General features: G+C 43.5%; 21 protein-coding genes. All 21 read left to right on the top strand.

Annotated elements, in window-relative coordinates; all coding sequences use genetic code 11:
- Nucleotides 1-524 precede the first annotated feature (524 nt).
- The 21 genes from MKY95_RS30075 to MKY95_RS29975 all read left to right on the top strand — a co-directional run bounded on the left by MKY95_RS30075 (nucleotide 525) and on the right by MKY95_RS29975 (nucleotide 25,266).
- A complete protein-coding gene (locus MKY95_RS30075; protein WP_339195798.1) occupies nucleotides 525-1,757 on the top strand; it encodes a helicase-related protein in 1,233 nt (410 codons plus the stop codon).
- A 150-nt stretch (nucleotides 1,758-1,907) separates the two neighbouring features.
- Complete coding sequence (locus MKY95_RS30070) at nucleotides 1,908-2,714, top strand: ComF family protein (protein WP_338707168.1); 807 nt, start codon at nucleotides 1,908-1,910, stop codon at nucleotides 2,712-2,714.
- A gap of 376 nt (nucleotides 2,715-3,090) precedes the next feature.
- Nucleotides 3,091-8,508, top strand: coding sequence for a fibronectin type III domain-containing protein (locus tag MKY95_RS30065; RefSeq protein WP_338707167.1), 5,418 nt, complete (start codon nucleotides 3,091-3,093; stop codon nucleotides 8,506-8,508).
- 150 nt (nucleotides 8,509-8,658) lie between these two features.
- Entirely contained in the window at nucleotides 8,659-9,066 is a 408-nt protein-coding gene (locus MKY95_RS30060) for a TIGR03826 family flagellar region protein (protein ID WP_076328744.1), read from the top strand.
- Nucleotides 9,067-9,240: 174 nt separating this feature from the next.
- Entirely contained in the window at nucleotides 9,241-9,525 is a 285-nt protein-coding gene (flgM, locus tag MKY95_RS30055; protein WP_047840678.1) for a flagellar biosynthesis anti-sigma factor FlgM, read from the top strand.
- 11 nt (nucleotides 9,526-9,536) lie between these two features.
- Nucleotides 9,537-10,040: a flagellar protein FlgN gene (locus MKY95_RS30050; RefSeq protein ID WP_338707166.1), complete on the top strand. Its 504-nt coding sequence runs from the start codon at nucleotides 9,537-9,539 to the stop codon at nucleotides 10,038-10,040.
- Nucleotides 10,041-10,059: 19 nt separating this feature from the next.
- A complete protein-coding gene (gene flgK, locus MKY95_RS30045) occupies nucleotides 10,060-11,613 on the top strand; it encodes a flagellar hook-associated protein FlgK (RefSeq protein WP_338707165.1) in 1,554 nt (517 codons plus the stop codon).
- A 23-nt stretch (nucleotides 11,614-11,636) separates the two neighbouring features.
- Complete coding sequence (gene flgL / locus MKY95_RS30040; RefSeq protein ID WP_338707164.1) at nucleotides 11,637-12,557, top strand: flagellar hook-associated protein FlgL; 921 nt, start codon at nucleotides 11,637-11,639, stop codon at nucleotides 12,555-12,557.
- 19 nt (nucleotides 12,558-12,576) lie between these two features.
- On the top strand, nucleotides 12,577-13,146 hold the full coding sequence (locus tag MKY95_RS30035) for a DUF6470 family protein (protein WP_076254060.1): 570 nt from the start codon (nucleotides 12,577-12,579) through the stop codon (nucleotides 13,144-13,146).
- A gap of 51 nt (nucleotides 13,147-13,197) precedes the next feature.
- The gene (fliW, locus tag MKY95_RS30030; protein WP_338707163.1) at nucleotides 13,198-13,680 is read left to right on the top strand and encodes a flagellar assembly protein FliW; all 483 of its coding nucleotides are present in this window, start codon (nucleotides 13,198-13,200) and stop codon (nucleotides 13,678-13,680) included.
- 1 nt (nucleotide 13,681) lies between these two features.
- Complete coding sequence (gene csrA / locus MKY95_RS30025; protein ID WP_074096614.1) at nucleotides 13,682-13,927, top strand: carbon storage regulator CsrA; 246 nt, start codon at nucleotides 13,682-13,684, stop codon at nucleotides 13,925-13,927.
- Between the two features lie 145 nt (nucleotides 13,928-14,072).
- Nucleotides 14,073-15,740, top strand: a complete 1,668-nt coding sequence (locus MKY95_RS30020; protein ID WP_338707162.1) for a flagellin — start codon at nucleotides 14,073-14,075, stop codon at nucleotides 15,738-15,740.
- Nucleotides 15,741-15,871: 131 nt separating this feature from the next.
- The gene (locus tag MKY95_RS30015) at nucleotides 15,872-17,689 is read left to right on the top strand and encodes a 6-hydroxymethylpterin diphosphokinase MptE-like protein (protein WP_338707161.1); all 1,818 of its coding nucleotides are present in this window, start codon (nucleotides 15,872-15,874) and stop codon (nucleotides 17,687-17,689) included.
- 1,153 nt (nucleotides 17,690-18,842) lie between these two features.
- Nucleotides 18,843-19,229, top strand: a complete 387-nt coding sequence (locus MKY95_RS30010) for a flagellar protein FlaG (RefSeq protein ID WP_338707160.1) — start codon at nucleotides 18,843-18,845, stop codon at nucleotides 19,227-19,229.
- 36 nt (nucleotides 19,230-19,265) lie between these two features.
- Nucleotides 19,266-20,822 carry a flagellar filament capping protein FliD gene (gene fliD, locus MKY95_RS30005; RefSeq protein WP_338707159.1) on the top strand — a complete coding sequence of 519 codons (1,557 nt, stop codon included), beginning with the start codon at nucleotides 19,266-19,268 and terminating at the stop codon, nucleotides 20,820-20,822.
- A 29-nt stretch (nucleotides 20,823-20,851) separates the two neighbouring features.
- Nucleotides 20,852-21,247, top strand: a complete 396-nt coding sequence (gene fliS / locus MKY95_RS30000; protein WP_338707158.1) for a flagellar export chaperone FliS — start codon at nucleotides 20,852-20,854, stop codon at nucleotides 21,245-21,247.
- Nucleotides 21,240-21,575, top strand: coding sequence for a hypothetical protein (locus MKY95_RS29995; RefSeq protein ID WP_338707157.1), 336 nt, complete (start codon nucleotides 21,240-21,242; stop codon nucleotides 21,573-21,575). Before fliS ends, MKY95_RS29995 begins: the two co-directional genes overlap by 8 nt.
- Before the next feature lie 671 nt (nucleotides 21,576-22,246).
- Nucleotides 22,247-22,717 carry a hypothetical protein gene (locus tag MKY95_RS29990; protein ID WP_339195791.1) on the top strand — a complete coding sequence of 157 codons (471 nt, stop codon included), beginning with the start codon at nucleotides 22,247-22,249 and terminating at the stop codon, nucleotides 22,715-22,717.
- Nucleotides 22,718-22,880: 163 nt separating this feature from the next.
- Nucleotides 22,881-23,153 (top strand): hypothetical protein, encoded by a 273-nt coding sequence (locus MKY95_RS29985; protein ID WP_338707155.1) that lies wholly within the window; start codon nucleotides 22,881-22,883, stop codon nucleotides 23,151-23,153.
- A gap of 395 nt (nucleotides 23,154-23,548) precedes the next feature.
- Complete coding sequence (locus MKY95_RS29980; protein WP_192135042.1) at nucleotides 23,549-24,568, top strand: UDP-N-acetylglucosamine 4,6-dehydratase family protein; 1,020 nt, start codon at nucleotides 23,549-23,551, stop codon at nucleotides 24,566-24,568.
- Nucleotides 24,565-25,266: an acylneuraminate cytidylyltransferase family protein gene (locus tag MKY95_RS29975; RefSeq protein WP_192135044.1), complete on the top strand. Its 702-nt coding sequence runs from the start codon at nucleotides 24,565-24,567 to the stop codon at nucleotides 25,264-25,266. The genes MKY95_RS29980 and MKY95_RS29975 overlap by 4 nt, the downstream gene beginning before the upstream one ends.
- The last annotated feature ends 44 nt before the right edge of the window (nucleotides 25,267-25,310 follow it).

The following is a 25,310-nucleotide window of genomic DNA, read 5'->3' as shown; positions in this document are numbered from 1 at the left end:
ATACGGCGTTGCCGTTAAGTCAGGCATCCTGGTTGGTTGAACATTTTGAGATGGAGCGAGGTATGGATCAGTGGGGCCAGCACGAATGGCAGAGTTATCTTGCACGGAAGCTGGATGTGTATGAATTGGCCTCTGGGGAAACAGAGGCCAGAAAAGGTATAGCAGGCAAAGCGGGGAGTGCCGCTGCGCGTGGTGCGTTGGTAGGCGGGATGCCAGAGCCGTATCCCGCCGTGCAGTGGGCTCAGCTGGAGCGGGACGCGGCCCTGCTGGCTGAGCGGATCAGCGGCCGCCAATTACTGGCGGCCGAGGCGGAGGCATTGCTGGCGGACACCGCCCAGCCGCCAAGGGAGTGGCGCGCGGCTGCGCAGCTCGCGCGCTTGCACGGGCGGCTGAGTATCACAGCCGCCCTCGAAGGGCCTGCCACGCGCCGTCGGCACGCGTGGCTAGGACGCGCGCAGAGCGCGCCCCGCTGCCACCGTTGTGGCAGCGAAGCCAGGCAGCGCGTGCCCTGCGCTGCCTGCGGCTTGACGGCGTGCGCCTACTGCGAGGCTTGCCTCGCGCTGGGGCGCAGCCGTGCTTGTGCGCTGCTGCTACGCAGCGCACCGCAAGGGGCCGTGCCACGACGCGGCGAAGCACCGCGTGGCACGGCCTTGGCCCCCACCGGCGGCGGGCTCGCCCGGTGGGGGCTTAGCGCAGCGCAGAGCGCGGCAGCAGCCGCGGCGCTTGCGTTTTTGGCCCGGCCGCCCGCAGGGGATGGGCCGGGGCGGTTCTTGCTGTGGGCCGTGACCGGGGCCGGCAAGACGGAGATGATTTTCCCCCTGCTCCAACATACATTGGACCGCGGTGGACGAGCACTGGTCGCTACGCCGCGCAGGGATGTGGTGCTGGAGCTAGCCCCGCGTCTGGCCAAAGCTTTTCCGGACACCTCACTCGCTACCCTTTACGGAGGCAGTGAGGAACGCTGGAAAGATGCTCAGCTCACGCTTGCGACCACACATCAACTGATGCGTTTTTATCAGGGGTTTGATCTTGTTATCATCGACGAATTGGATGCTTTTCCCTATCACAACGATCCCATGCTCGCTCACGCGGCAGCATCCTCCTGTAAGCCGGACGGGAATTTTGTCTATCTATCTGCCACACCACCTGCTCGGCTCCAGAGGGAAGCAGCACGGGGGAAACTCAATCATGCCAAAGTTCCAGTACGTTTCCACCGTCATCCTTTGCCCGTGCCAAGATTGGTAAAAATGGTTACCGTTGCTGAATGTATTAAGAAACGAAATCTTCCTTCTGCCTTGAGGACTAACATCCAAATTTCATTGAAGCGTGACGCCCAGGTATTTGTCTTTGTGACACGTATTGCCCAGATTGAGGCGTTTGTGAACCTGATGCGTCGTACCTTTCCCGGAATCCATATCGAAGGAACTTCATCTCAGGATCCTGATCGCGCTAGCAAAGTTACAGCCTTTCGTGAACGCACAATTCGTTTGCTCGTAACGACAACAATTCTGGAGCGTGGCGTTACCATTCCGCGCAGTGATGTTTTTATATTGGATGCAGACAATGGTCTCTTTGATGAAGCGTCACTGGTCCAGATGGCGGGTAGAGCAGGGCGTTCCATGGATGACCCGGCGGGTAGAGTGGTTTTTGCATCATCTCGTCGGACACGTTCACAGGTGAAGGCCGTTGCCCAGATTCGGAAAATGAACGCTATCGCTCGTCGCAAAGGCTACCTGCATCCACCATCCAAGACATAATTTTGCCCAGTTCGTATCCACATATCACAATACATTCCCGAGACTGGAGGTATGCCCCCTATGTTCAACTGGCTCAGCAACATAACCGATCACGCGCAACACCTGACCCAGCGTCTCCATCACCTGCTCGCCCCACCGGGAGCGACTTGTTTGACATGTGGCACTCGAGCGATTCTGTCTTCAACTTATCCAGGCATATGCCCACGTTGTGTGAAGCAAATTCCATGGATCCGTTCCATCCGTTGCCTGCGTTGTGGTCGGGGTGTTGGGTGCCCGGACTGTGCTCGTCCACACATGCAAAACCGTTCTTTTATCGCCAACCGCAGCGCCGTACAGTACAACGCTCTTATGAGAGAATGGATTGGAATGTACAAATTTCGAGGCCATGAAAGATACGCGCCGCTCCTAACCGCGCTGTTGATTCAAGCCTTTCAAGCGATGAGCGAAGAACGAAATTCTGCTTTGGCAAAAGAACCCCCAGCCCCCGTGGCTCATTCCGCCACACATGCTCAACAAACGAAGCCACAATGGCGGCCTGACGCGGTCACCTATGTCCCGGTGAGCAGCGAGCGGCTTGCCGAGCGTGGCTTCAATCAGGCGGAGCGGCTGGCTGCTGGGCTCGCCACCGCCTGCCGCCTACCCATCGTGGATCTGTTGCAGCGCCAGATCAACACCACCAAACAAAGCTTCAAATCACGCGGTGAGCGTATTGAAACGATGAAGAACGCTTTTTCCATCAACCCGGATGGCACGAAGTTAATTGAAGAGCTATACAAGGGATCTCATCTGCCAACACATATGGGCATATCGCATGCCAAACCCATACAGTTACTGCTGATTGATGATATCTATACAACAGGCAGCACCTTGGACGCTTGTGGGCGGGTTATTCTAAATGCTGGCTTCCACATGGAGATTCCGGTCGAGATTTACACGCTGACACTGGCAAGATCCTAGAAAGTAAATTCAAGTAATAAATGACGGCCCAGCATTCTTCAGCCACTTTAGGTGGGTGATCTATACTCTAAGATTAATAGTAGACAGGAAAATATATTCTTTTATTAAGTATTGGTATGTTAATGTGTGTCTTTTTTCCATATATACCATTTAAGATATAGTTGTTTGATGAAATTATAATGAAAGCGTAACAAGAAATTTTTTACATGTAAAAAAGAGGAATTGATTTTCTCGCGCAGAATAGATAGTTTTGCCGTTCACCACAGGTGACAGCATAGGGAGTGGCACAACATATCTGTTGAAGGGGAGAACAAAAGTGGTCGCAGGAAAAAGAAAAAATGGATTTTACTTATGGACTGTCCGTCTACTAGTATTCATGCTGGTATTCGGACAGTTTGGCGTGTACGGGGGGAACCGGGCACATGCAGCCGTAGGAAGTGGGATAGTCTCATCAAGTAATGATTACCAATATGTGTTGACCAACAACAACGGCCAATTACAGGTGAATCAAAAATCAGTTAAGCTGGGTTGGGTGAGATCATATGAGATTTCAACATCAGGATATTCTTTTAGGAGAAGCCAATCGATTAATGGAGCAGTTGAGGACATAACCAAGATTTCATTTGGCTCCTATACATCTACTTATGCCGGTAAAGTTACCAATGCCTTTATCATCGACTTTGCTGAGGTATGGGAGTATTACACGACTATGGAATACAGACAATCCGGAACCAGTGTTGGAGTATGGAATAATTCCACCGTTGATGAATTTGGAATGACTACGCCAAGATATGTGCAAAGCTATGAGGCTACACAGTTAAGTCTTGTGATTAATGCCGATACAGGAGCGGTAGTAGATTTTGTATCTAACCTGAATCCGTATTACATACGGAAAGCAGAATCATTCAGTTTTGTAAAAGAGCCGGGGACAACACAGCCTATTACTACAAATCCTGCTGTTCCAGCTAATTTGGCGGCTGATGCCAGTGATGTAGCTATTAATCTCAATTGGTCTGCTGCTCCACAAGCTGTTCAATATGAGATTGAAGAGAATGGCGTAGTCAAAGGGCCTTTTTACGGAATCAATTATACACGTTCTTCACTTACACCCAATACTACATACACCTATAGAGTACGTGGAATTAACAGACTAGGAGCTAGTGAGTGGAGTGAGCCGGTTGCAATAACAACCTTGCTTGAGAAACCTGTTTTGGCCGTAACGCCAGAGGAAGGCAAGAATACGATTCAGTGGATGGCGGTTGAGTCTGCAGATCGCTACCAGTTGCAGATTGATGGTGGTACACCATTTGAATTAGGAAACGTAACTTCCTATGTACATGAAGGGCTTGAAGCTAATTCAACGCATACCTATGTGCTAAAAGCCTTCTCGGCTAACAATGAGAGTGCGTGGAGTAAAATGGTGAGTCAGTTAACAGTACCTGATCGTACCAACGGGCTGACGGTTACTGATGCCACATTCAATAAATTAACGGTAGCTTGGACTGCGGTAAAGGGTGCTACAGGATATGATTTGGAGATTGATGGCACTAATGTTGCTGTAACAGGCACCACTTATAGTAAAACTGGCCTTGTAGCTAATACAGAGTACACTTTTAGAATCAGACCTAAAAATGCTGGTGGTGCAGGAAGCTGGAGTGATGTAACTACAGGAATCACCCAGATGAGTACACCCGTTATTCAGTCCAACCCTTCACAAGAAGAAGTTGTTCTCATCTGGTCACCAGTTGATGGTGCAACGTCATATGAAGTTGAGGCAGATGGCGTTGTCGTTGGAGATATATCAGATTCAATCTATACGCACACAGGGCTCAAATCTGGAACGGCCCATAAGTATCGTGTACGAGCTATAAGTGACAATAACGTTAGCGCATGGTCGGCAGTAAAATCACAGAATACGTTGCCTGATTCCGTTAATGGATTGGTGGTCAGTGCAGCGACCAATGCAGCTGTAACTGTGAAATGGACAGCAGTAACCGGAGCCACAGGTTATGATCTCGAGATCGATGGAACAGTTGTCCCTGTAACAGGAGTAACCTACACGAAGAATGGTCTCGCAGCAAATACAGATCATACCTTCCGTATTCGCTCAAAGAATGCCGCTGGTGCAGGGGCATGGAGTGATCTGATCAGCGGAATAACGCAGTTGAACACACCTATCTTGAAAGCAACATCAGAAGAAAATGCAATCAATCTGACATGGGATGATGTAGCGGACGCAACGAAATATGAAATTGAGGCTGATGGAGCAGTAGTGTCAACAGTAGAAGAACCTAGTTATAGCCATACAGCATTGCTGCCAGGAACAGCCCATAAGTATCGCATTCGTGCGTTGACGGATACCAATACAAGTGCATGGACAGCAATCCTGACGCAGAGTACATTGCCTGCAATAGTATCAGGTCTCAGTTTAACATCCACAACAAACACCACAATTGCCTTGAAATGGAGTGCAGTGACCGGTAGCTCTGGATATGACTTGGAGATTGATGGAGTGGTAGTTCCAGTTACTGGTTTAACATATACGAAGAGTGGTCTTACAGCGAATACGGACCATACGTTCCGTATCCGTTCCAAGAATACTGCAGGTGTGGGTGTGTGGAGTGACGTAGTAAGTGGCATGACTCAACTCAATACGCCTGTTCTGAAAGCATCTTCCCAAGAAGATGCAATTACAGTAACTTGGGCAGATGTTACTGATGCAACCAAATATGAAGTGGAGGCAGATGGTATTGTTGTAGCTACGGTTACGGCGCCAGTCTATACGCACGAGAGTTTGACTCCAGGAACAACGCATAAGTATCGTGTACGAGCCCTGACGGAGATGAACGTTAGCCCTTGGACTGCACTTCTCACTCAGAATACTTTACCGGGTTCAGTCACAGGATTGAGTGTAACCTCTGCAACCAATGTCGCTATCGCGCTTAAGTGGAATGCCGTAATTGGAGCAACGGGTTACGACTTGGAGATTGATGGCACGGTAGTAGCTGTAAGTGGATTAACATACAACAAGACAGGTCTTGCAGCCAATACGAATCATACGTTCCGGGTTCGCTCCAAAAATACGGCAGGTGCCGGAGTATGGAGTGATATCATTGACGGTACGACATTGTTGAATACCCCTGTTTTAAAAGCTTCCTCGGAAGAGACTGCTATTACAGTAACATGGGCAGATGTATCAGATGCGATCAAGTATGAGATTGAAGCAGATGGCTCAATTGTTGCAACAGTTAATGAGCCGAAATATGTGCATTCAAGTCTTCAGCCAGGAACAGTGCATAAGTATCGTGTACGAGCACTGGCAGATACAAACAACGGGGCTTGGACTGCTGTCTTAAATCAAAATACACTACCAGGTTCAGTTACTGGATTGGGCATTACCTCTGTAACGAACACAACAATGGCTTTGAAATGGAATGCTGTAACCGGAGCAACAGGTTATGAACTTGAAATTGATGGCACAGTTGTAGCTGCTACTGGATTAAGCTACAACAAGACCGGACTTGCGGCTAATACGGATCATACGTTTCGCGTTCGCTCCAAAAATGCGGCAGGTGCCGGAGCATGGAGTGATGAGGTAAGTGGTACAACATTATTAAATACCCCTGTTCTAAAAGCTTCCTCGGAAGACACTGCGATTACATTGACATGGGCAGATGTAACAGATGCAACCAAGTATGAGATTGAAGCAGATGGAGTCGTTACTGGTACAATTAGCGAACCGAAATATGTGCACACTAGTTTGCTTCCAGGAACGGCGCATAAATATCGTGTACGTGCACTGACGGACTCTAATACAGGTGCCTGGACTGCAGTGGTGACGCAAAGTACGATACCTGCTTCAGTTACTGGTTTAAGTATTAGCTCGGCTACGAACGTAGCCATTGCATTGAAATGGACGGCAGTAACGGGAGCAACAGGATATGATCTTGAGATCGATGGTACAGTTGTACCAGTAACGGGAGTAGCTTATACGAAGAGTGGGCTTGTGACAAATACGGATCACACGTTCCGTATTCGTTCTAAAAATACAGCAGGTGCAAGTATATGGAGTGAGATTGTAGATGGCACAACTTTACTTAACACACCTGTGCTAAAGGCTTCTTCTGAGGAACAAGCGGTCACCTTGACATGGCCTGAAGTTAAAGATGCAACCAAATATGAGATTGAAGCGGATGGAGTCTTAGTGGGTACTGTTAAGGTGCCTACTTATACTCACAATAATCTGATAGCTGGAACAGCACATAAATACCGCGTACGCGCTCTGACCGAAACCAATGTTGGAGCTTGGACTGCGGTCTTGACACAAAATACGTTGCCTGGTTCTGTGACCGGGCTAACGGTAACAAGTGTAACGAACACAGCTGTTGCTCTGAAGTGGAACGCAGTCTCAGGAGCGACGGGATATGACCTTGAAATTGATGGCACGGTGGTACCTGTTAGTGGAGTGGTTTACACCAAAACGGGACTTATCGCCAATACGGATCATACATTCCGTATTCGTTCCAAGAATACTGCTGGGGCTGGGGCTTGGGGAGATGTAACAGATGTTACAACCCAGTTAAACACACCTGCTCTGAAAGCAACATCAGAGGAAACAGCTATTACTTTGAATTGGCTTGATATCAAAGATGCAACCAGTTATGAAATTGAGGCAGATGGAGCAATTGTTTCTACAGTAACCGATCCCTCATATGTTCATAGTGATTTGCTTGCAGGAACATCGCACACCTATCGTGTGCGTGCATTAACGGATAAGAACAGCAGCGCTTGGTCTACGGTCTTGACTCAAAGCACTATACCAGGCAGTGTGACCGGATTGAGTATGAATTCTGCAACAACAGTAGCCATTGCTATGAAGTGGAATGCAGTTACGGGAGCAACAGGATATGATCTGGAAATTGACGGTAAAATAGTCGCAGTAACCGCTTTGGCTTATACCAAAACAGCACTTCTAGCCAATACAGAGCATACCTTCCGCATTCGTGCCAAAAATGCTGCTGGCATTGGTAGCTGGAGTGAGATTGTAACCGCCTCGACCCAATTAAATGTACCAACAACGCTGAAAGCTGTACCTGAAGAAACCGCAGTTACGCTGACATGGAATGAAGTTGTTGGTGCAACAAAATATGAGATTGAGGCAGATGGCATAGTGGTTGCTACTGTAAGTGATCTCTTGTATGTCCATAATGGAGTACTTGGTGGAACCATTCATAAATATCGTATTCGTGCCCTGACCGACACCAATGTGAGTGCATGGACAGCAATATTGTCGCAAACTACGTTACCTGCCAGTGTCTCCGGTTTAAGTATTAACTCTGCAACCACAGCGGCTATTGCGCTGAGATGGAGTGCTGTAACTGGAGCTACCGGGTATGATCTGGAGATTGATGGTACGGTGGTTGCCGTGAGTGGAGTAGCTTATACGAAGAGCGGACTTGCACCAAATACGGAGCATACTTTCCGGATTCGTGCCAAAAATGCTTCTGGTGCGGGAGCTTGGAGTGAGATCATAACGGGAATGACTCAATTAACTACATCTGTGCTGAAGGGAACTTCGGACAAAACAAACGTTATTCTGACATGGGAGGCGGCTATGGGTGCTTCGTCTTACGAAATTGAAGCAGATGGGCAAATTGTGGCGACTGTCAATGACACAACGTTTATTCATTCTGACCTGTTACCGTCCAGTTTGCATAAATATGGCATTCGGGCATTCAACGATCAGAACACAAGTGCATGGTCTCCTGTATTAAGTATTAGAACATTGAATTAGGGATATAAAATTTGGGAGCAGGGTTGCGTATATGTGCATCCTGCTCCCTTCTTTTGTTTTGCAAATAGACTATGGCTTCATCAGAGAAAATAAGGTAATCTATAGTTATTATCTATTCGGAAATGGAAGTTTGAGAGGGGCGTTTTAGCGATGAATCTAGGCAATTGTCCTCGCTGTGGTAAATTATATGCGTTGAATTTTCGAGATGTATGCTCGAATTGTATTAAAGAAATGGAACAGGAATATCAGATCTGTGTAGATTATTTGCGCGAAAACAAAGGCACCAATATACAGGAACTATCTGATGCAACAGAAGTTTCGATCAAAACCATTACCAAGTTCATCCGTGAGGGACGGATTTCCATCGAAAATGCCCCGAATATGATGTATCCTTGTGAAGTATGCGGAACATTGATTCGTGAAGGTCATATGTGTGACTCTTGTCGTCATCGCTTGACGAAAGACTTAGCTAGTGCAGCTCGTGATGTAGGTCAGAAGGATAACGGCAATATAGGCGGACGAACCTACAATGCTGTCGACAAACTACGCGATTCATAGGAACGAGGTCTTAAATACAGATCTTGCTATAACAAATGTTTTGAAACGTACCGATAAACTTATTAAAGATTATCGGTTTTTTTTATTATCCTAATCATTTCGATAACATAAAGATAAAGTAAGAAAAACGTATATCAACATAAACTCCTAATCATGGAAGGAAGTGTATTTTGAATGAAAATCAATGAACCGAGTAGAATTGGAGCAATCAATTCATATCAAAGGAACGTTGAATCCAATCAGCAGGCTGATGCCAAGAAGAGCCGCCGTAAGGACGAAGTATCCATTTCTCCGGAGGCGATGAAGATGCTTGAGGAACAAAGTCGTACACAGGATGCAGGACGCATACAACGGATACAGGAACTGAAAGAACAGGTGAGTTCGGGAACGTATCAGGTAGATAGTAGCAAGCTTGCTGACAAGCTGCTGCCGTATTTTAAGTCTTTTGATAAGGAATAGGTGATCACGTAATGGCAGCACTGGACAGATTGATTGCAGTTTTGCAGCAAATGGAACAAAGTCACCGCGATATGCTGGCACTCAGTGAGGTCAAGAGACAGGTCATTGTCAAAAACGATGTGGATGAACTCATTGCCATTCTGAACAAAGAATCCCGTTTCATGAAACAACAGGAGCCATTGGAGATTGAAAGGCAGAGCGCAGTTCACGAATTGCTTCAGGAGCGTGGGATCAAGTCCATGCTGAACCTGAACATTACGGAGATCTCCAAACTGATTTTTGATCCGGCTGACAAACTGCGATTGCTTGAAGTCCAGAAAAAGCTGGCGGAAACACTGCATGAATTAAAGGAAATCAATCAACTGAATCAAAAGTTGATCGAGCAATCGCTGATGTTTATTGACTTATCTATGGACATCTTTGCTTCTCGACCAGAACAGGATGCCACATATCAGCATCCTGCTGATAAGAACGGTAATCCAGGGCGAATCGGTCTGTTTGACACGCGTGCCTGATTAATTAGGGGGAAACCAGGTGACATCTACATTTCATTCAATCGAAACGGCTAAACGCAGTTTGTTCACACAGACGACGGCTCTTAGCACAACAGGTCATAACGTAGCCAATGCCAACACGGAAGGGTACTCACGCCAAAAGGTAAACATGCAGGCCTCCATTCCAATGGAGCCATTTGCATTTCTGCATAGTACAACACCAGGACAGCTCGGTACAGGGGTAGAATTTGACTCCATTACACGTGTGCGTGAGAAATTTCTGGATGACCAGTATCGCAATGAAAATACCAACTTCGGGAGTTGGTCCATTCAACGAGACACGCTTGAGAAACTTGAAGCTATTGTGAATGAACCATCAAACACCGGATTTCGGACCGTTATGGATAACTTCTACAAATCATGGTCAGATCTGAGTAAGAATCCTGAGGATGTTACAGCACGTCGGATCGTGAAAGAAACGACTCTGGCGCTGACAGATGCGATGAACCAGATTAGCCGCCAACTGGGTTCGCTTAGTCAGGATTTGGATAGCAACATCGCGGTCAAAGGTAATGAGATCCAAGGTTACCTGGGTAACATTGCGAACCTTAACAGTGCTATTGTGAAAGTAGAGTCTCTTGGCGACAATGCCAACGATTTACGTGACCAACGTGATCTGATGACGGACAAGCTGTCTAAAATCATGAATGTTACTGTTACGGATTCTCCACAAGGATATCAGATTCAAATGAATGGACAAGCACTTGTTACAGGCGGAGCAGTGCAGGTTGCAGTAGATCCTGCTTTTCTGAATGCCGCGTATACAGCAGGCACGCTCACTAATGGTGAAGTCCACGGCATGATTAAGTCCAGAGACACGTTGGTAAGTGATTACCAGAAACAAATGGATGACTTAGCTAATACGCTTGCCAACGGTGATATTGATATTACTCTTCCTGCGGGTTCTGTCTTGCCGGATAATACTATCCTGGATGGTGTTACATACACGGGTGCAGCACGGACACTAGCTACAGATCTCAAGGTTACGGTCAAAGGTCTGAACGGACTACATCAGCTTGGATACAGCATGGATGGGACAAATACGGGAGGATTACCGTTCTTTACAGCAGCGGATGGCGGGACAGCTATTACAGCTGGCAATATCTCATTAAACGCAGAGATTTTGGCTGATCCAAATAAGATTGCTACTTCGCTCCGCACAACGGATGCTTCTGGCACTGAAACTGTAATAAAAGGTAACAATACACTTGCCATTTTACTTGCGAATCTGAAAGATACGCCGATGAAATCAGCGGACGGTTTACGTAATGCCACGATTGGTGCGCAATTCAGTGCGATTGTGGGACAACTGGGGGTGCAGTCCCAGGAGGCAGCTCGTCAGACATCCAACTCGGAGTTCTTGGTGGAGCAAGTGGATACCCGTCGTCAATCTGTGAGTGGTGTATCACTGGATGAAGAAATGGCGAACATGATCAAGTTTCAACATGCATACAGTGCTTCTGCACGTTTCATGACCACATATGATCAACTTCTCGATAAATTGATTAACTCTACAGGCATGGTAGGCAGATAATAGAAGGGAGTGACCTAACAACCATGAGAATCACGAATAACATGCTTAGTTCACAATTGCTCTTGAACTTGAACCGGAATGCACAGCAGATGAACAATACTCAGACTCAACTGGCAACAGGCCGTAAAATTAACAAACCTTCGGATGATCCGGTAGGGATCACATACTCCCTTCGTTATCGGGCAGAACTTTCATCCAATGAGCAGTATCAGAAAAACGTAGATAGTGCAGTTTCCTGGCTTGAGTTTAACGATACTGTTATGAATCAGGCGGGGAATGTCGTGCAGCGTCTACGTGAGTTGACGGTACAAGCTTCGACAGGAACGAATCCTCAGTCCGCGCTGGACAGTATCAATGAAGAGGTAAAACAGCTTAATGAACAGTTAATTGATATTTCCAATAGTAAGCTTAACGGCAAATATGTATTCAATGGTGAGACCTATGATGTGAAGCCATATGATTTCCCTGCAAATCCAGATGGTACTTTGGATACAACGAATGCTGCTTCTGTTGTTACTGATAAAGGAAAAATTAACTTCATTGTAGGTGAAAGTGTTCAATTGCCTATTAATGTGAGTGGTAATGAAGTATTTGGAACAGAGACGGAAGAAGACAATCTTTTTGTCATCATGAATACGATCATGCAAGCTTTGATGGAAGGTGATCAGAAAGAGCTATCTGATCAGCTGGACAACATCGATAGTCGAATGGGTAAAATGTTGTCGATTCGATCTGAAATCGGCGCAAAGACTAACCGTGTTGACCTGATGATGGGTCGTTTGGAGGATCTCGGTATTAACCTGACAGATCTGCAATCCAAGGTGGAAGATGCGGATTACGCAGAGCTATCCTTACAATCTAAAATTCAAGAAAATATCTATAATGCTTCTCTTTCAGCAGGTGCCAAAATCATCTCGCCATCTCTGGTGGACTTCCTGAGATAATATAAGGAGGAGTTATGTTATGAACACTCTTCCTGTTGTTCAGATTCGAACTACTCCATCTATATTAAACATGGATGCTGACCCTGGACAGTACTCCATTCGTCAACCTAAGGCGGAGGTTCAACTTCATACCAAACCTGCAAAACTGACTGTACAAAGCCATCCAATTGAGCTGAATGTTGATCAAAGCAGGGCATTCTCTGCATATACTGGTGGCAACATGATTGATATGAACGCTCGTATTTATTCGGGGATCCAACAGAAATTTCTGCAAAACATAGCTTCGCGTGTGGAGCAGGGTAATCAGTTAGCGGCTATTCATAAACCGGGAAATACGATTGCTAATATTGTGGGTACCGACTGGAAGCCGCAACCTTTTCCTGAGACGAGAACCCCTGCTTCTTTTGATAATGTGGATATTCGTATCAACACAAGACCTCCAGATATCAGCTATGATCCCGCGGTCTCTGAGATGAACGTTATCGTGAATAAGCCAGAGATTGAGTATCAGAGAGGTAAGCTGGACATTTATGTGAAACAGTACGCATCAGTACAATACACTCCACCAGCCATAGATATGGAGTTATAAGTTATAATGTGAGCTATAGACGGTCTCGGACGCAGCCCTCTATGGCTCTTTTTGTATAAATTCATCGCCAAGGAGGCGTTTATTATTCATATTCAGACAAGCATGTGGGGAGAAGTAGAGGTTCAGGAGAGAGATATATATCAATTTCCAAAAGGGTTACCTGGATTTGAAGAGGAGACTGAGTTCGCGCTAATCCCATGGGAAGACACGTCTTTTAGTTATTTACAATCTGTTCGAGAAAAGGATTTGTCTTTCTTATTGGTAAGTCCATTTACGTTTGTTACGGATTATAGTTTTGAGTTAAGCGAAGTGGATAAGGAAGAATTGGAGATTGTAGAGCAAGTATCTGTATACTCGCTGGTCACAATTCATTCCCAGACGAATCATTCCACAATGAACCTTCTTGCACCTGTTGTGCTCAATCCGGAAAAGCGTCTAGGCAAGCAAGTTATACTCCATCAGTCGATCTATGAAACGCGCCATCTAATCTGGTCAGAAGACGAAGAAGCAAACTCAGTGAAGGGTGGAGTCTAACATGCTGGTATTATCACGAAAAAAGGGTGAATCCATTGTTATTCAGGATCATATTGAGGTGACCGTACTTGCTGTAGAGGGGGATACCGTGCGAATTGGTATTTCTGCACCTAAGCATATAGATATTTTTCGGCAGGAGATATACGCGTCCATTCAGGAAGCGAATCGGGAGTCTGCTACACCTCTCGCAGCCAATATTGAAGCGTTTATGGAACGTTTAAGAAAAACAGAAAATAAAAAAGATTAAAAATATTCCAATTTGCTATAAACAGTTGCTCACCTTCCGTCGATATATAATTTAGACGCTGCTTCGGCAGGGCGGCCGACCTTAATGTCGCGGCGTTTACCACATGGATGTGGAACTAATTTATTTTCAGGGAGGAAATACTCTAATGATTATCAACCATAACGTACCAGCGTTGAACACTCACCGCCAATTGTCCATCAACACAGGTAACACTAATAAAAACATCGAAAAATTGTCTTCCGGTCTTCGTATCAACCGTGCAGGTGACGATGCTGCAGGTCTGGCAATTTCCGAAAAAATGCGCGGCCAAATCCGTGGTTTGGATCAAGCTTCCCGTAACGCTCAAGATGGTATCTCTTTGATCCAAACAGCTGAGGGTGCTTTGAACGAAACTCACTCCATTCTGCAACGTCAACGTGAGATTGCTAACCAATCCGCTAACGGAACAAACACTGATTCCGATCGTCAAGCTCTGCAAGACGAAATGAACCAACTGACTTCCGAGATCAACCGTATCGGTAACACTACTGAGTTCAATACTCAAAAATTGCTTAACGGTGGTATTGGTTCTGGAGACAGTGGTAAGTTGACACAAGCCACAAGCGCTAAAATTACAGCTTCTGTAGCAAATGCCGGGGGTGCGATTACTCTCACCGGAGCAAAGATTACTGTTGACGACATCACATTTGATCTTTCAGATGTAGCCGTTGGTTCTACAGGTGCTGTAGCAGCAGACAATGCTAAAGCTTTGAAAACAGCTTTGGATGATGTGACTTCTGGTGGAGTTAAATTGTCTGAATTGGTAGACATCAAAGTAGGAGCGGGCAATGTACTTGAATTTACTGCTAAGTCTTCAGGTTCCACAAGTAAAATAGAGTTTGCTGGTGCAGGAGCTCTGGGTGTAGCTGCGGCTGCTACTAATACAGGTGATCCATCAACGGTAGAACGTGCTGGAATTGAGGGTGGTAATTCACTTACAGCAGGAGCAGCAAACTTTGCAGTAGGGGCAACGTTGAAATTTACAGTTGGTTCTGAAAGTGAAGTTACGGTCAACCTTAACAGTGGAACTCTTCCAAAAACCTATGACACTACTAATGCTGATGCAAATGTAGCTAAAGCTGCTATGGATAGCCTGATTAAAGATCTCAATGCATCTCTGCAATCAGCTGGATTGGATAGCAAGATCACTGCTTCCTTGTCGAAGGATAACAAAATCCAATTCATCTCGGAAACAGGAAAAGATATCAAACTAGGCACTACACCTGCAGCAGGCGTAGGACTTAGCAATGCAGCAACTATTGGTAATATTGATCAAGTCGTTGGTGCTGGTGCACAAGGTGTGGGCTTCTCAACTAAGTTCCAAATTGGTGCAAATACAGGTCAATCCATGTCCTTGCAAATTAACGATGTCCGTGCATCAGCACTGGGTATCACAGGTAACGCTGGACAAGCTGGTTTCACGAAAGATAATGCCGTTACTAACGGTTCTAACGATATCAAAGCTGAAGCAGCTTTGAACATTTCCACTCGTGAAGATGCTTCCAAAGCAATTGCAGTTTTGGACAAAGCAACTTCCTTGGTTTCCAGCGAGCGCGCTAAGCTGGGTGCTGTTCAAAACCGTTTGGAGCACACAATTAACAACTTGGGAACTGCTTCCGAGAACTTGACAGCTGCTGAGTCCCGTATCCGTGACGTTGACATGGCGAAAGAAATGATGAGCCAAACGAAAAACAACATCCTGGCTCAAGCAGCTCAAGCAATGTTGGCTCAAGCAAATCAGGCACCTCAAGGTGTACTGCAATTGCTGAGATAATTAAAACTTTAGCAGAAGTTTATTTTAAGTGCATTCCTAATCATTTAAAGAGAAAGCCCCACTTGGTGGGGCTTTCTTGTTATAGTTTTATTGCAGATATAAGATGAAATTTGCATAAGGGGACAAGGATAATGAATTTATTGAATCGTAATATTGAAATTCTATCGGCTAACCCCGACCATTGGATTGGGGCGCCAGATGAAAATGAACTAAAACAATCTTCTGTTGAAGTGGATAGTGAGGGAAAAGAATTATTTTTGGATGGGAATAAAGTTTTTACTTTGAAAAGTGATTTCGATGCTTCAAATCGACCCAATCCATTAAAAAGAGAGCTTATTTTTGTTGTTGGCATACAATCTGTTGAGGAAATTAATAAGGTTATTGAATTGATGGGGAATGAGTCTTTATTAGTCATTATTGAACCTAATGGTTCACTATTTAATTACTCATTGAATCAGAAAGATCTTTCTTTTCTTCATACAACAACTGGAGCCGTTTTATTTGCCGATAAGATCAGCAACTTATCATTATTTCTAGATAAATTTCTATCGATGAATGCTATCTTTTACATGAAAACTATAAAATTTTATTTTACACACTTTTATCGTGAACAAGACATTCAGTCAAGTTTAGCAATAATAAGAGTAATAAAAGAGATTGTAAACTATAAAACGATGTTATATGGCAACTCTGTAGAGGATAGTTTGATTGGGTTGAAGCATCATATGATGAATCTTAAGCATCTCACTCGTTCTAAGGATGTGTCTCTACTTAAGAACAAAATGCGCGATGTACCAGCTGTTGTTGTTGCTGCTGGTCCGTCTTTAAATAAAAATCTTGAACAATTGCATGATTTAAAAGATAACGTAATCATTATTGCTGTGGACACGATTGCTCAACGTCTTTGCGATGAAGGAATCATTCCCGACTTTATATGTTCTATTGAACGAGGAATTGAAACATATACGTACTTTTACGAAGGTAAGACTTATCCTGTACATTCCACACTAGTTGCTCCGCTTGTTCTTTATCCTGAGATTTTTGAAGAGCACCCTGGAGAACTAATAATACCTATGCGGGGAAATGTAGGCGAATTTATCTGGCTAAAAGATGTTCTTGGACTAAATGGCGACAGTTCTATCAGTATTGGTCTATCTTGTGCTCATGTGGCCTTTGGCATTGCTGAGCATATTGGAGCATCACCCATTATCTTGTTGGGACAAGATCTGGCATATGGAGAATCGGTTGGAGAAACACATGCAGGAGGAACTATTTATGATGATAAAGAACTGACCAGCAGTATGTTTTCAAAAATTGATGAGTTGGAAACTGAGGGTTACTATGGAGGTACGGTTCCTACGACAGAAACTTGGAATACTTTCCGTACTTGGTTTGAGATAGAAATTGCTACTAAGAAGCTAGATGTGATTAACGCAACAGAAGGTGGAGCAAAGATTGCCTATGCTCAGCAGTTGAGTTTAGCAGAAGTGGGACGGAAATATTGCAATTCCAGAATAAAACCTGTACCGGAAATATTGCAGGAAATTGATAACTATCCTCTTGAGATACAGCAAATGAAGCAAGCTATGAGAGAGCAGTATAAATATTTTTTAGATATTAAACTACAATTTGAAAAACAGCAAAAACAGGTCAGACGTCTTAAAATAAATAAAAATTTCTCCAAAGCTGAATTAAAGGAAGCGCTAAAGAAGATTGATCGGACAGAAGACTTTTTTAAGATCGTTCTGGATAATTGGTTACTGCGCCATTGCTTACAGCCAGCAATGATTAATTCTGTTTGGAATTTATATGATATTGAGCGCGTCATTATTTCTGATAATGTTATTAAAGCTCAGCATATTAATCTCGGTTTCTTGGACATTGCTGTGTATACCCTGAATGAAATTACGTCTTTGTTAGCAGAAGTGGGTGAAAGTTTGGGGGAATAGGGTTAATTCGTTGAGCGAATATTTGTTGCACAGTAAGAAAAAAGGGTGCTGATGGTTTTATTGGCTCTCATTTAACGGGGAAATGACGTCAACGCATTTGTTAACTATAATTTCCACTATGGAGTGATTTTTACCTTGCTTTTGTTTTCTCGCTGATTCATAGTGTTTTACCTTGCGCAATTCAAGAGGGTGTAGGTGGAGGTGGTGATTTGCACCAACATTTTCTTTGAAAGTTTAGGTGGGAACAGAGTTAAGGATAGTCGGGTTCCATAACTGTGAGATAGTGGTTGTGATCGCACGAAGGATCTTCAGATTTCGTTCTTTGGCTGTTACCCTCCCATGTCAACCTGGGTCTATGTCCTTACATTCCTTCGTTCTACATCTAAGGGGGGGCCGATTCTGTGCTCCTTTAAAGGTTCGTTATCCGTATGGAACGTTATGCTACGATTTCTTCGGCGTCTCAGTTGTCTTCGTTGTTCACTTGTGAATAATGCAAAACGATGGGGTTTTGGCTTCGCTCCTTATAATGCTTGTGAGTGACTTAAAGGCTACATTCTTAGCCACTAGCGGTAGGACTGCCCGGAACAAAAGCAACCGTAAGCGGGATCTCCCTCATCGTCATGAGCAAAGCTTTACCGACCCAGTCCTTAAAGACATCGACATACTCTGGAAAAGACCAGTCATCCAGTTAAAGTGGCTTCCGAGTATTTCTCATTTCGAACGAGGACTGAGATGACCATGGCATCTTTATAGTCGCTTTTTCTCTGTAAGTTGCCCTAAAGTTTTTTGTCTTGCTGACATGATGCAAATTCACTAAAACAATCTGAATACTTTGTTCTAGAAGATATGCCACGAGCGACAATCAGTAATGTCCGGTTGGCTATACCACCACGTATTGCCATACGTTTGTCCAAGCTCCTTCATCCATGCCTTTTATATAACCCAATTCTTCGCCTATTTGTTTAAACTGACATTCACCAAGTTCGTTTATCAAAAATTTCACTCCACATTTCAGTAAGGATTAGGGAAGCTCCAAAGTAGGTCATCAAGGAGACTCTCTTCATTTCATTTGACTTTGCCTCAAACCCTAAAAAATTCCTGGTACTACGCCGATATATACTATAAATGCGAAATAGTTGGAGGTCGTTCAAGGGTGAACATTCAATTTTCCTTATCTGCTGCCTCATCTGCAAGTAATCCTGCTATAGAGGTGCAGCACCCGGCAGGCGCTTCTCAAGCGGGAACCGACACAGCAAACATCAGGACAGCGAAAGAAGCCTATAGTAAAGAAAAGCAGGGATTAAATCTATCTATGGGAGAAGAACTACTGATCCGTAATATTGACCGAGCAGTGAAAGCACTACAAGGTCCGGAGACCACGCTGGACATCAGCATCCACGAGAAGACACATGATATCATGGTCAAGGTGCTAAACAAGGAAACGGGAGAAGTGCTTCGCGAGATACCGCCTGAGAAGACACTGGATTTGGTAGCCAAGATGATGGAGATAGCGGGCATCCTGATCGACGAGAAAGTATAAAGGTACAAAGTAACTTAACGAGCGAGGAGTGAATTTATGCGTATTAACGGATTTTCTGGTATGGACATCGATCTTATGGTCAAGGAAATGATGACAGCCAAAAGGGCCCCGCTAGATAAATTGAACCAAAAAAAGACGTCACTGGAATGGCAACGTGACAGTTATCGTGAATTAAATAGTAAGATGTATGAGTTCCGTAATACCAAGCTACAACAGACATACAGACAGTCAACAGCGCTTAATACACAAAAGGCAGTTGTAACAGGCAACACAGATGCGGTTAAAGCAGAAGCAGGTGCGGCAGCTAATGGTATTAAAATGGAAGTCTCGGTTGCACAGCTTGCTACTGCAAAAGCTCAAGAAACCGATGGGAAGGGCCAAGGTTATAGTTCAAGACAGTCGCTAGCTGAATTAGCAAATGGCATAAAATTCGGACAACCAACGACAAGTATAGGTACAAGCGATAATACAAAAGAATACAAGGTCAAAATTAATGACGTAGAAATGACTTTTACGGGGCAGGACACAGTCTCTTCTATTATTGCAAAAATCAATAGTAAAACAGACTTAAACGTAAAAGCTAGTTTTGATGAACTTACAGGAAAGTTTACCATTGCCTCTAAAGATCTGGGCAGTAAAGGCACCCTTAAAGTTGAGGCACCAGGCGCTGGGAATAATTCGCTAATGGATCTATTTGGACAAAACTCTACTGCAGTGATCACTGAAGTTGCGGCGAAGGATGCTATTGTTCTAATCAATGGTATGAAGTTAGATCCCCCACCTACAAGTAATGTGATCACTTACAATGGAGTGCAAATGAATTTGCTTTCAACAACTGCAAGTTCATTTACGGAGAATAATGGTGCAATTACACTGAATGGTGATAAACCTTTTACAATTAATACACAAAATGATCCTGATAAGGCTCTTACAACGGTTAAGTCATTTATAGAAGATTATAATAAAATGCTAGATTTGTTAAACACCAAGGTTAGTGAAGAGAAGTATCGTAGTTTCCAACCGTTAACTACAGAACAACGTAGCGCTATGTCAGAAAGTGACATTAAGTTGTGGGAAGAGAAAGCCAAAAGTGGTCTTCTTAAGAATGATGATATCCTTACGAACTTAGCTTCAACGCTGAGAAACATTATGGGCGAGAAAATGGGAGAACTAAGTAGTATTGGAATAACAGGCGGTAAGTATTATGAAAATGGAAAAATATACTTGGATGAGGATAAGTTTAAAAAAGCCATCCTTGATAATCCTCAGCAGGTTTCTGATTTATTACAAGGTACGGGTGCTGGTGCCGATAGCTCCATTTTTGGCAAGATGTATAAAGAGATGGATACAGCAATGAGCAAAGTTGCAGAACGTGCCGGTACAACTAAATTTAGCGGTGATATTAACAGTCTATTCAAGGAAGAGAGCGTCATGGGTAAAACGCTTAAAGGCTATAATACTCAGATCACAGCCTTGGAAAAACGCTTGAGTGCTCTTGAAAATCGTTACTACAAACAATTCACGGCTATGGAAACGGCTATGAGTAAGTATCAAAGTCAGTCTTCAAGCTTATCCAGTTTCTTCTCCAGCTAAGTTAACTTAAAGATTGAAAGGGTGTAAATATGATTAAGTCTCCATATGATCAATATCGTCAGTCGTCCGTTCAGACCTCTTCACCGGGTCAGTTGTTGATAATGTTGTATGATGGGGCTATTCGTTTTGTACGGACAGCGATTGATGGATTGGGTGCCAAGGATTATCAGAAGGTTAGTTTGAATCTCGGTAAAGCACAAACTATTGTTAGTGAGTTATCAGTTACATTGGATCGATCTTCTGATATTGCAGAGAATCTTAATGCTCTGTATGAATATATTAATTATCTTCTTATTGATGCTAATACGAAGAAGGTTGCTGAGCCAGCTGAGGAAGCTTTGGGTTATTTGAAAGAGTTGAAAGAGACCTGGGTTCAGGCAAGCAAAATGGTATCCTCATCTGAGCTTGGAGCCGTTCATGGATGATTTGATTAAGGAGCTAGAGCAGCTAACGCAAGATATTATGCTTCAGATTGATGAAGTGAGTTCAGATGAATTGGAACTATTTGTGGACAAGCGTCAGAACATTATTGATTCTATTTTAAAGCAGGATCAGCGTGAAGCTTCAATATCTCAACAAGCAAGGCTTAAGAGGATTATGGATAATGATCAAACCATTCTGATGCGCATGAACAGTTTGAAGATCGAAGCCAAGGACTGGCTCATTCAACGCAAGCACGCTAAAGTACAAAAGAATGCATATGAGACGTCTTACGCAGTGGACAGTATTATTGTAGACACTAAGAGATACTAAAGCATATTATAGAGGAATGTGAGATATCTAAAAGGGTTATTCTCGCATTTTAAGCTATTTATGCAAGAGGTGCGGACAATCTTGCATATCGTTATAGACACCGATATGTGAGAAGGATGAGATGGGACTGCATACTAAAAAAATACGTTTTGTAGTGATTTAGATAATATAGTATATTTTATTGAATAAGGACTCACTGTCGAATGACCAATATTAAATAGTATGTTTAAAAGGGCTTGACAGCCTTGTGAAGCATCCAAACGACGAGTTCGTGGTTAGCGTATTGTGAACAAACTCATTGGATTATCAATATGGTGCCGAACAAAGTGCGTATACCATGCCTTGTGGGGCATAGAGTAGCTAGACCTGTGTGCTGCATTTTGAAAAAAATCATAAAATCTTTCAATGCGTAGCTGATCTATTAAACCATTCTACTCTGTCTCACTCATCCAATAGGAGGAGAGCGAGAAAAATATTTAGTTTATATGGATTGCACCCCTTAGAATAGACATTGGGAAAACCTCATGGTTTAACCGATGAAATTCTAGGGGGTGCATTTTTATATCGTTATTAAGGGACAAAAGTTCAAAGCGTATTTGGAGAAGGTTAAAAAGAGACGACTCGTTTGAATACTGTTGAGGGGTGGACTTAACTAGAATTAATAACCATTTGTGGATTCATGGCCCCAGGCGAATGAAGCGTTGGATGCGAAAATACCGGGAACAAGGCGAGTTCGGACTAATGGACCAGCGAGATCGATGGAAAGAATACTTGGATCAAGACCGATATGTGCAAAACCTGAAACGGGAGAATTGGTTGCTAAAAAAGTGCCTGGTAAACCTGAAAGGGGGAAGCAAACAAGAAAGAAAGAAAGAAATCAGGTCATGGAAAAGGCAGCTACCTACGGAGATATACAGAAACTCTGCTACGTGTTTGGCGTGTCCCCGAGAGAGGTGTATGCCTATTTAAAATGTAAACGAATAGATCCCGATGTAATGTCGAAGAGACAGGTGCTTCAAACGTATCAGCGAGATGAAGGGAAATATGGCTATCGGCAGCTTCAGTTGTCCCTTTGGCAGGACCATGGGATTTGGATGAGCCACAAAGAGATGCTTCGGATCATGCAAACGTTCGGTATTTAATCCCCCCCCCCCCCCCCCGAATTCGTCGTAAACGACGCTCCAGTAGTTCGTGTGCACCTGCTCAGCGTGTAGCAGAAAACCAGTTGAAGCAAGGCACCTTTACGAAAAAACTAAATTAGAATGTGTAAACGACATTACCCAGTATCGGATTGGAGAGCGCTGAGTGTACCTTTCAGCCATAAAGGATCTGTTAAATGACGAAATTGTGGCCTGCGAAATTGGCAAACGTAGCGACAATGAACTATTGCTCCGTACTTTCATCAAAGCATTTGCAAAGCAAAAAAGACGTAACCGGACTGATCGTTCACGCGAGGATCAGTACACGTCACATGCTTACCCTGGCATTCTGCCAAAGGTTGGCGTCCAAATCAACATGTCTAGCCGAGGGAATTGTTATGGCAACGCCTCTATGGAGAGCTTCTTTCTCGCATCTTAAAACGGAAAGTCTCTACCTTTATGATATCCGAACGAATAAGGTCTTTTTCAATGTCTACAAAATGGAGATTTGACCACAATACACTAAGTTGTTTTTTTTGCTCTAAGGATTCATTGAAGCTTGTTATAAACCGATATATGATAGTAAAGTAGATTATTTAAGCTTATGAATTGTAGGCCGAAGTTGGGCACTTTGCTGGTGTAATAAAAAAAGCTTCATGTGTATGGCATTGAATGTTCACCACATTTTAATATATAAGAATTAGTCTGAATGTATCTAAAATAAATAGATATCTTTAATAATGGAACTTTGTAAGATTGACGAGCTCAGGAAAATTAGTACCAATATAAAAGAAAATGATGAATAGCATGTGAATGGACTGGAGGTTATGTAGTATGTTTAATAACAAAATAATATTAATTACTGGGGGAACTGGATCAATAGGTAGCGAAATTGTGCGGAGTTTATTGACCTATCGTCCAAAAGCAATACGGATTTTCAGTAGAGATGAAAGTAAGCAATTTGACTTACAACAGGAGCTTAAAGAATTTGATAATATAAGATATTTAATTGGTGATATTAGGGATAAACAAAGGCTTGGGTATGCGATGGAAGATGTTGATCTTATTTTTCATGCAGCTGCCTTAAAACATGTTCCTTCTTGTGAGTATAATCCGATGGAAGCCATCAAAACGAATGTTATAGGTGTACAAAATATAATCGAAACAGCTATTGAGCACAATGTTGAGAAGGTCATTGCTATAAGTACAGATAAAGTTGTAAACCCGACAAGTACAATGGGTGCGACCAAACTATTGTCTGAAAAACTGATCTCGGCTGCGAGTTTCTACAAGGGTAGCAAACGAACCATATTTGCATGTGTTCGTTTTGGAAATGTAATGGGTTCGAGAGGGTCGGTGATTCCTTTGTTCAGGAATCAGATTGTTGAGGGTAGACCTCTAACGGTTACGCACGCGGAAATGACGCGGTTTATGATGTCCATTCCACAAGCTGCTCAATTGGTCATCGATGCTGCAAAATATTCTCAAGGCGGTGAGGTATTTGTACTCAAAATGCCAATCCTTAAAATTACGGATCTGGCAAAGTGTCTGATTGATTCATATGAACAAGCGGGAACTCTAAGTTATTCCGGTGAGATGATTGAAACGGGTATTCGACCTGGAGAAAAATTATATGAAGAGCTTATGACCCTGGAAGAATCGGAAAGAGCTTTAGAGAATGAACAAATGTTTATTATTCCGTCTCTATTCCTGGCGAACGAATATCACTATGAAGGTTTTAGAAAAGCAGAGCATCAAGAATATTCTTCCAAAACAGCCAAACAAATTTATACAGCAGAAATTAGAGAACTTATTGAAGCTAGTGGTCTAGGTTTCTCAAAAGTTGTGCTATGAATAAAACAGCTAAATGTCTGGCAGTGATCCCTGCACGGGGGGGATCGAAAGGATTGCTTCGAAAAAATATAAGAATTCTTGGCGGAAATCCGTTAATCAAATATACCATTGAAGCTGCTCTTAAAAGCAGATGTATGGATGGAGTAGTTGTATCCACAGATAACAATGAAATAGCGAGCATAGCGAAGTTGGCTGGGGCTGATGTTCCTTTTCTTCGTCCGGAGGAGCTGGCTACTGACCAAGCAGCGAGTATTGATGTTTTACAACATGCAGTTCATTTTTATGAGCTTAAACTGAATCTTCATTTCCAATATATTATGTTGCTTCAGCCTACCTCTCCGTTACGAAATGATTACGATATCCGTGAGGCCTATAATTTATTTATAACCCAAAAGGCGGATTCATTACAAAGTGTTACGTTAGCCGATACCCATCCCTATCTTTTAAGGGAATGGAATCAGGGAATAATTCAACCTTATTTGAAAGATCAAGTCGAAAACCTTAGAAGGCAGGAGTTGCCTGACCTTTACATGTTAAATGGAGCAATATATATAATTAAAAGAGATCTGCTGATGATTGAAAACTTGATGATAGGTCCAAAGAATATCGGCTATGTCATGCCAAAAGAACGATCTGTAGATATTGATGATGAAATGGATTTAAAGTGGGCAGAATTTCTTATGCAAAATCGAGTGTAATATAATTCATATAACGATGTATCAATTTGATAGAGAGGAAGTAT

This window comes from Paenibacillus sp. FSL P4-0176, assembly GCF_037975265.1.
GTDB classification, from domain to species: Bacteria; Bacillota; Bacilli; order Paenibacillales; family Paenibacillaceae; genus Paenibacillus; species Paenibacillus amylolyticus.
The sequence above is the reverse complement of the archived record's forward strand: the minus strand, read 5'-3'. Positions and strand labels throughout refer to the sequence as shown.

Bases quoted from the DNA above. Each gene is read 5' to 3' on its own strand.
- MKY95_RS30065 (WP_338707167.1), top strand. From the start codon at position 3,091: ATGCTGGTATTCGGACAGTTTGGCGTGTACGGGGGGAACCGGGCACAT.
- MKY95_RS30060 (WP_076328744.1), top strand. From the start codon at position 8,659: ATGAATCTAGGCAATTGTCCTCGCTGTGGTAAATTATATGCGTTGAAT.
- flgM (WP_047840678.1), top strand. From the start codon at position 9,241: ATGAAAATCAATGAACCGAGTAGAATTGGAGCAATCAATTCATATCAA.
- MKY95_RS30050 (WP_338707166.1), top strand. From the start codon at position 9,537: ATGGCAGCACTGGACAGATTGATTGCAGTTTTGCAGCAAATGGAACAA.
- flgL (WP_338707164.1), top strand. From the start codon at position 11,637: ATGAGAATCACGAATAACATGCTTAGTTCACAATTGCTCTTGAACTTG.
- MKY95_RS30035 (WP_076254060.1), top strand. From the start codon at position 12,577: ATGAACACTCTTCCTGTTGTTCAGATTCGAACTACTCCATCTATATTA.
- csrA (WP_074096614.1), top strand. From the start codon at position 13,682: ATGCTGGTATTATCACGAAAAAAGGGTGAATCCATTGTTATTCAGGAT.
- MKY95_RS30020 (WP_338707162.1), top strand. From the start codon at position 14,073: ATGATTATCAACCATAACGTACCAGCGTTGAACACTCACCGCCAATTG.
- MKY95_RS30015 (WP_338707161.1), top strand. From the start codon at position 15,872: ATGAATTTATTGAATCGTAATATTGAAATTCTATCGGCTAACCCCGAC.
- fliD (WP_338707159.1), top strand. From the start codon at position 19,266: ATGCGTATTAACGGATTTTCTGGTATGGACATCGATCTTATGGTCAAG.
- fliS (WP_338707158.1), top strand. From the start codon at position 20,852: ATGATTAAGTCTCCATATGATCAATATCGTCAGTCGTCCGTTCAGACC.
- MKY95_RS29995 (WP_338707157.1), top strand. From the start codon at position 21,240: ATGGATGATTTGATTAAGGAGCTAGAGCAGCTAACGCAAGATATTATG.
- MKY95_RS29980 (WP_192135042.1), top strand. From the start codon at position 23,549: ATGTTTAATAACAAAATAATATTAATTACTGGGGGAACTGGATCAATA.
- MKY95_RS29975 (WP_192135044.1), top strand. From the start codon at position 24,565: ATGAATAAAACAGCTAAATGTCTGGCAGTGATCCCTGCACGGGGGGGA.